The following is a 6,405-nucleotide window of genomic DNA, read 5'->3' on the forward strand; positions in this document are numbered from 1 at the left end:
TTCGGTTCAGGTGTTGGCGGTTACAACTTCACTACTCCTGTGTTGTTTACCGGAGATGCGAAGGCTAACAGTGTCACGGGTACTGAGTTTGCTGACATCTTCAGCGGCGGCAGCGGTGCAGATATTCTGACTGGCGGCAGTGGTGCGGATCTGTTTGTTTACAAAGCAGCAGGCGAAGGCGGTGATACGATTACTGACTTTACTGTTGGGGTGGACAAATTCGAGTTTACCGCGAGCGCTTTCGGCAATTTGACTACGACTAACTTTGACGCTGTAAGTGGTTCCAATCCTGACATTACTGGCAAAGAGTTAGTGATTTTCACAGGCGGCAGTTATGCTTCTTTGGAAGATGCACAAGCTAAGGTACTGGGCAATTCTACAACTGCTGGTTTCTTCGCCTTTACGAATGCGTCGAACGAGACTGTGTTGTATTTTGACTCGAACGGTACCGCAGCGGGTGGTTCTACCTTGATTGCGAATCTGGGTACGGCTGCTAGCAATCTGGGTACGGCGGACTTTGTATTTACAGGTACGATCGCCTCGGATGCTACTGGTACTTCTCCGACTGGTACTACTACCAACTCCAGTAGCGTTGTGGATTTAATCACTAATCCCGGTACTTTCCCAAGCGACTTTAACAACTTCGGTTCAGGTGTTGGCGGTTACAACTTCACTACTCCTGTGTTGTTTACCGGAGATGCGAAGGCTAACAGTGTCACTGGTACTGAGTTTGCTGACATCTTCAGCGGTGGCAGCGGTGCAGATATTCTGACTGGCGGCAGTGGTGCGGATCTGTTTGTTTACAAAGCAGCAGGCGAAGGCGGTGATACGATTACTGACTTTACTGTTGGGGTGGACAAATTCGAGTTTACCGCGAGCGCTTTCGGCAATTTGACTACGACTAACTTTGACGCTGTAAGTGGTTCCAATCCTGACATTACTGGCAAAGAGTTAGTGATTTTCACAGGCGGCAGTTATGCTTCTTTGGAAGATGCACAAGCTAAGGTACTGGGCAATTCTACAACTGCTGGTTTCTTCGCCTTTACGAATGCGTCGAACGAGACTGTGTTGTATTTTGACTCGAACGGTACAACTGTCGGCGGTTCTAGCTTGATTGCGAATCTGGGTACGGCTGCTAGCAATCTGGGTACGGCGGACTTTGTATTTACAGGTACGATCGCCTCGGATGCTACTGGTACTTCTCCTGGTGGTACTACTACCAACTCAGGTAGCGTTGTGGATTTAATCACTAATCCCGGTACTTACCCAACCGACTTTAACAATTTCGGTTCAGGTGTTGGCGGTTACAACTTCACCACTCCTGTTTTATTTACAGGAAGTGCGACAGCTAATAACGTCACCGGCACTGAGTTTGCTGACATCTTGAACGGCGGATCGAGTGCTGATATTTTCGACGGCGGTGCAGGTAACGACAGCCTCTTCGGCGGTGGCGGTAACGACAGCCTCTTCGGCGGTGGCGGTAACGACTATTTGATCGGTGGCGACGGTAACGACTCTCTCAGTGGCGGGCCTGGTGCTGACACCCTGATTGGTGGATCGGGTAATGACAGCTTCTACTACAACAACTTCGGCGAGGGCGCCGTGGGTACTAACGTAGACCAAATCGGCGATTTTGTGGTCGGTCAAGACAAGTTTATCTTGCAGTTAAACAGCTTCCCTGGCTTGTCAGCAGTGCCAAATACGGATGGACTTTCTTCCAACTCGTTCTTGGTGCTTGAGAGTGGTGTTTACAATGGCAGCTCGGCTCCAGCCGGGGCGGCCCCGTCAGATGCGTTCCTCTTCTATGAAAATGGAAGCGGACGATTCGGATTTGACCCTGACGGTATTGCCGGTGCTAACCCTGGCGTGACGCTGGCAATTCTCAACGGCCAACCGGCCGTGACGGCTTCTGACGTTGCCTTGATTTAATTTGAGCAAAAGTGGGTGCGGGTAGATTCTGAAACATCGCCCAACCGACTCTCAAAACTAATTGTGTTATGTTTCGAGCTGGGGATATCTATCCCTGGCTTTTTTGTGGGCATAGGGCAATACGGTTCAGTTAAGGAAAATTGTAGCGAAAATGTTGGGTTTCGTTCCTCAACCCAACCTACGCACTGCGCTCGAAGCAACTTTAACCGGGCCGTCCATCATGGCTATCTACGACGGTTTGTCTACTAAACTGTATTACGATAGCAACGGTTCTACGGTTGGCGGTAACAGTTTGTTTGCTACTGTCGATGTCAATTTGGGAGTTTCCGGTAATTCTGAATTGTTCTTGTTCTAAACGGCAAGAATCCTAATCGGGATATCGGTACGGTTAGGGACACAGCATGGCTGTGTCCCTACAAGATACGGGTAAGGACAGAGCCATGCTGTGTCCTTTTTTTTGGTAATTGTTAAACAATTTAGCTGCTATTTTTTGGGTAGGGAAATGGCATTGCCGGGTTCTTTTTTGCGTTGTTGTCGATGGTTGGAGTCGATCGCACTCGCGAGGACAATTTCACGATTCAATCCGGTTTATTTTACCCGTTATATCCATTCCGGTTGTATGGGAATAATTAAACCGCAGAGGACACAGAGGATGCAGAGAAAGGGGAGAGAGAGATGAATAATTCCGATGCCAATGGATTTGATATTCCCGAAAATCAGGACTCTGCGCCGTGCCGTTTCCCTACAATTAATCGGGCGCTGGTTAAATTTGTATTCACATGGACGCACTTCGACAAAGAAACTGGGTTTTTTACCTCATATTCGAGTGCGAACGAAGTATTTTCGTAAAAAAACCCGGTTTCTGGGTCCCATGCGTCACTCCTAATTGATTAACCCCTCTCCTGTGCAAGTACAAACGTCCCTTTAATTGTTGATAGTAAATTGTCATAACTTTGATTTTAGTCCACAGCTTTTTTAACCATTAAGCGCCACAGCTAATGATAATTATTCATAAGCTGATGATAGAAATTTATAGTTTAATGGTAAGAGTGAAGCGGGCAATGCCCACCCTACAAATAGAGTCCTCGATCGCCCTAATCTAAAATCTATGAGTGCCCAAAATCCCTTGTCAGTCTGTTTCGCCGATGTGGAGGCAGCGGCAAAGCGCTTGCAGGGTAAAGCTTTCAAGACGCCGGTTCTGACTTCGGAAACTTTCAATAAACGCACAAATTCTCAGGTATTTTTCAAGTGCGAGAACTTTCAGCGCACGGGTTCGTTTAAATTTCGGGGTGCTTGCAATGCTTTGATGCAGCTATCTGAAGCGGAAAAACAGCGGGGAGTGCTGACTTTTTCTTCGGGAAATCACGCGCAGGCGATCGCCCTTGCCGCACGATTGCTAGAAATTCCTGCTACTGTTGTCATGCCGGCAGATGCGCCAAAAGTCAAGCAAGAGGCGACTCGCGGCTACGGCGCAGAAATTATTTTGTACGATCGCACTCAAGTTTCTCGCGAAGAGTTAGCCGCTAAAATTGCCGCACAACGACACTTGACAATTGTTCCTCCTTATGATGATGCCCGCGTGATTGCGGGACAAGGTACGGCGGCGCTGGAATTAATCGCAGAAGTTGGGGAGTTGGATTTGCTGTTAGTTTGCTGCGGTGGCGGGGGTTTGCTGTCGGGATGCGCGATCGCCGCAAAAACTTTGTCTCCGCAGTGTAAAGTAATCGGGGTAGAACCGGCACAAGCAGACGATGCGGCGCGATCGTTCCGCACGAAAACGCTGCAAACTGTTACTAACCCGGATACGATTGCTGACGGTGCGCGCACGCCATCTTTGGGGAAATTAACCTTTCCTTTGGTGCTGCATTATGTGGACGATATGGCAACAGTTTCAGAAGAGGCAATTCGCAGCACAATGTTTTTTATATGGGAACGCATGAAGATAGTTGTTGAACCGACGGGAGTGTTAGCAGCGGCGGCTTTGTTGTCAGGTGTTGTGCAGGCTGAAAATGCGAGGATTGGCGTGATTGTTAGTGGCGGAAATGTGGATTTGAGCCAAGTCAATCGATTTTAGATTTTAGATTTTAGATTTTAGATTTTAGATTTGGCGTTGCTGAATACAGGTTTGAATAGAAAATTTCGGAATTGCTATAAGCCAACTATCGTGAGTTATGTAACTTCCCATAAAACTTTATTCATACCGTGAATCAGCAACGCCAGATTTGAGATTGAATAATTTATGTAGCAGGTTCTCTGATAAAATGCTGGCACAGCAAACTTTGATAACACAGCACAATGTCTTCAGAAACAAACTCAGCGGCTCAATCTACAACTGGTGCAGATGCGATCGATGTTGCGATCGGCTCTGGAATCGACTTTGACGGTACTCCGATTCCGCAAGCAAAATTAGACCTCTACAAGCAAGTGATGGGATTAGAAGCCGGCAGACAGCGCAGCGGCGTGTCAAATACCATGCGATCGCGCATTGTCCGCATCGGTGTCAAACACATCGGTCAAGAAGAACTCGATAAAATGCTGGTGGCGGCCGACTTTGCACCGCTCAAAGAGAAAGAAATCGCTTTTTACTACGGCGGTAAATAGATCGTATTTATCCCACATCTTGCACCATTCTCAATAAGCCTTTTATCAACAGGCTTTTCGGCCTGTTCCACAAGAAAATCAATTCTTTGTGGAACAGGCCGAAAAGCCTGTTGCTGTCGATTTTGCCTAAAATAGACATAACCCACGCTCATAACATCTGTCATGCAAAGTTACACCCTCGCAGAAGTATGTAATCCACAGGGGACAGTCTTTAACCGAGCTGCTGTGGAGCCAGTTTTACTCACAGATAAATCGCAGCCCAGCCACGTAATTATGTCCGCTGATGCCTATCAGCGCTTGATAGAGCGGCTGATGGAATTAGAAGATATGCTTTTAGGTTCATCAGCAAAATCTGCCCTGAGTCAGTCTCAAATGGTTGGTACTAAAACCTTTGTAGAAACACTAAAACAACTGGCCAATGGCGAAACTTGATGGTTGACAAACAGTTCTCGATTTTCTCAAGGGTTTGCAACCTAAAATAGCGGCTCAAATTGCTAAAAAAGTGTTAGCGCTGAATGTCGATTCTTTACCTAATGATAGCAAGCAATTAATCGGATATCCGGGTTATTATCGGGTAGATAGTGGCGAGTATCGGATTGTTTGCAGCTTTAATTCCGAAGAAGATTTGGTAGAAATTATTCTAGTTGGCAAGTGTAACAATGATGAAGTGTACAAAAAATTAGAGCGCCTTTTTTAAGAAACTCATTCTCAGTGATGCTGCTTTAAATATCTGGTAATTATTTTGATATTACTCCGGTTTTAAAGTGCGTTCCATCAGCGATAAAACAGCTTGTTCGGGAGTAATTTCACCATTTAATAAGCGATAAACTTGACGAGAAACAGGCACTTCAATGCCGCGTTGATTCGCTAAATCTATCAACACATTAGTAGTATTGACTCCCTCAGCAGTGCTCTGCAATTCGTGCAAAATTTGCTCTAAAGATTTGCCTTCAGCCAATCCGAAACCAACCCGATAATTGCGCGATAAAGGACTGTTGCAAGTAGCGAGCAAATCTCCCAAACCAGACAAACCGTAAAAAGTTTCTGCGCGAGCTCCCAAACGAACTCCCACCCGAATCATTTCCGGCAAAGCGCGAGTCAGCAAAGCAGATTTAGCATTAGTTCCTAATTGTAAACCGTCGCAAACACCAGCGGCGATCGCAAATACATTTTTCAAAGTTCCACCCAACTCAGTTCCCAGCGGGTCTTCATTCACATAAACCCGAAAAATATCGGAACTGTAAATATTTTGCACTTGCTTGGCCGCCGCTAAATCCGAACTCGCCGCTACCGTTGCCGCCGGCAATCCCTGCTGAATTTCCTCGGAAAGATTAGGGCCCGAAAGTACCACAATTGAATTGTTAGGAAAGGCATTTTGCCAAATTTGAGACGGAGTGCGTGTAGTCGCGGGGTCTAAACCTTTGGTGACGGTAACTATAATTGTACTGGGACTTAACTCTAACGCCAGCAGTCGATCGACCGTTGCTCCAACTCCTTTCATCGAAACTGCCGAAACAACAACATCCGCACCTGTGATAACTGATTCTAGATTAACAGAACTGCTGCGCGACCACAAATTAACTCGATCGCCTTTTTTCCCTCCCAGATTGGCCAAGGCTGAACCCCAAGCACCTCCGCCTAATATTGTCAAGCTTGCCATAAAATTTAGTTTAATGAACTCAGATTTTACACCATTTTCAAGAACGGGCGAGACGCCCGTTCCACAATAACATTGAAATTTTTTGTGGAACAGGCATCTTGCCTGTTCCTGACATTAGTGAAAGAAGATTGAATTTTGTTTGTGGAACAGGCATCTTGCCTGTTCCTGACATTAGTGAAAGAAGATTGAATTTTGTTTGTGGAACAGGCATCTTG

At 46.4% G+C, this 6,405-nt stretch carries 8 protein-coding genes; 6 read left to right on the forward strand and 2 right to left on the reverse strand.

Going from position 1 to position 6,405, the window contains the following annotated elements:
• The 6 genes from QUA50_RS15145 to QUA50_RS15170 form a co-directional block, all read left to right on the forward strand.
• A partial coding sequence (locus tag QUA50_RS15145) for a calcium-binding protein (RefSeq protein WP_333433654.1) occupies positions 1 to 1,929 on the forward strand: 1,929 nt, incomplete at its 5' end.
• A 151-nt stretch (positions 1,930 to 2,080) separates the two neighbouring features.
• Complete coding sequence (locus tag QUA50_RS15150) at positions 2,081 to 2,284, forward strand: hypothetical protein (protein ID WP_333264853.1); 204 nt, start codon at positions 2,081 to 2,083, stop codon at positions 2,282 to 2,284.
• Between the two features lie 753 nt (positions 2,285 to 3,037).
• Positions 3,038 to 4,003 (forward strand): threo-3-hydroxy-L-aspartate ammonia-lyase, encoded by a 966-nt coding sequence (locus tag QUA50_RS15155; protein WP_333264852.1) that lies wholly within the window; start codon positions 3,038 to 3,040, stop codon positions 4,001 to 4,003.
• 221 nt (positions 4,004 to 4,224) lie between these two features.
• Positions 4,225 to 4,530 (forward strand): small RNA NsiR4-regulated ssr1528 family protein, encoded by a 306-nt coding sequence (locus tag QUA50_RS15160; protein WP_333264851.1) that lies wholly within the window; start codon positions 4,225 to 4,227, stop codon positions 4,528 to 4,530.
• Between the two features lie 162 nt (positions 4,531 to 4,692).
• The gene (locus QUA50_RS15165) at positions 4,693 to 4,962 is read left to right on the forward strand and encodes a type II toxin-antitoxin system Phd/YefM family antitoxin (RefSeq protein ID WP_333211817.1); all 270 of its coding nucleotides are present in this window, start codon (positions 4,693 to 4,695) and stop codon (positions 4,960 to 4,962) included.
• Between the two features lie 34 nt (positions 4,963 to 4,996).
• Positions 4,997 to 5,227 (forward strand): type II toxin-antitoxin system RelE/ParE family toxin, encoded by a 231-nt coding sequence (locus QUA50_RS15170; RefSeq protein WP_333264850.1) that lies wholly within the window; start codon positions 4,997 to 4,999, stop codon positions 5,225 to 5,227.
• A 51-nt stretch (positions 5,228 to 5,278) separates the two neighbouring features.
• Here the strand turns inward: QUA50_RS15170 and QUA50_RS15175 are convergent, their stop codons facing one another.
• Positions 5,279 to 6,190 (reverse strand): NAD(P)H-dependent glycerol-3-phosphate dehydrogenase, encoded by a 912-nt coding sequence (locus QUA50_RS15175; protein ID WP_333264901.1) that lies wholly within the window; start codon positions 6,188 to 6,190, stop codon positions 5,279 to 5,281.
• 26 nt (positions 6,191 to 6,216) lie between these two features.
• Positions 6,217 to 6,405: hypothetical protein (locus QUA50_RS15180; protein WP_333433655.1), on the reverse strand; the 189-nt coding region annotated here is incomplete at its 5' end.

The organism is Microcoleus sp. M2_D5, from assembly GCF_036701935.1.
GTDB lineage: Bacteria > Cyanobacteriota > Cyanobacteriia > Cyanobacteriales > Microcoleaceae > Microcoleus.